The organism is Sulfitobacter sp. HI0027, from assembly GCF_001634775.1.
GTDB lineage: Bacteria > Pseudomonadota > Alphaproteobacteria > Rhodobacterales > Rhodobacteraceae > Sulfitobacter.
The window spans coordinates 1-672 of record NZ_LWER01000218.1; the positions used below are offsets into that span (position 1 = coordinate 1).

At 60.6% G+C, this 672-nt stretch carries 1 protein-coding gene; it reads left to right on the forward strand.

Features of this window, described 5'->3' with window-relative positions; translation table 11 throughout:
* Nucleotides 1-206: 206 nt before the first annotated feature.
* On the forward strand, nucleotides 207-672 hold a 466-nt coding region (locus A3722_RS13855), incomplete at its 3' end, for a helix-turn-helix domain-containing protein (RefSeq protein WP_150120490.1).

A 672-nucleotide genomic window follows, 5' to 3' on the forward strand; every position in this document is an offset into this window, starting at 1 on the left:
TCGAGCAACAACCCGAAACCCTCAGGTTGCGTGCGCCGAAACGGGCGGGATAGGCGGCCGAGACGATGCCTCTTTGTGGTTCCGTTCTCGAAAGTCGTCTCGACAATAATTCGCACGTCCATGGTAGTTCCCCTCTCAATGAACCACTAGTGTTCTCCACCTGACAGGAGATTCCCATCGGCAACGTGATGTGCCATATTTGAGGCATGAGACGCCATGACATCTGCCTTTACCTTGGCCCCGCCGACCGTACTGAGCTTCAAGCCCTGATCAGCAACCGCAACACTGCGCGCAAGCTTGTCTGGCGGGCCGAGATCGTCCTGGCCACAGCGGACGGTCATGGCACGTTCGAGATTATGCGACGCGCGGGCACGTCGAAACCCACGGTCTGGCGCTGGCAGCAGCGGTATCTCGATGAGGGCGTGGCCGGTCTCAAGCGTGACAAGACGCGACCCTCGCGGGTGCCGCCTTTGCCCGTGGAAACAAGGCTGAAGGTGATCGCCAAGACGGTGCAGGAAACCCCGCCCAATGCAACGCACTGGAGCCGCGCGCTAATGGCCGAAGCCATGGGCATCTCGCCGTCGAGCGTCGGCCGCATCTGGGCAGAAGCTGGCTTGAAGCCGCATCTCACGAAGGGGTTCAAGGTCTCGAACGACCCAAAGTTCGAGGAGA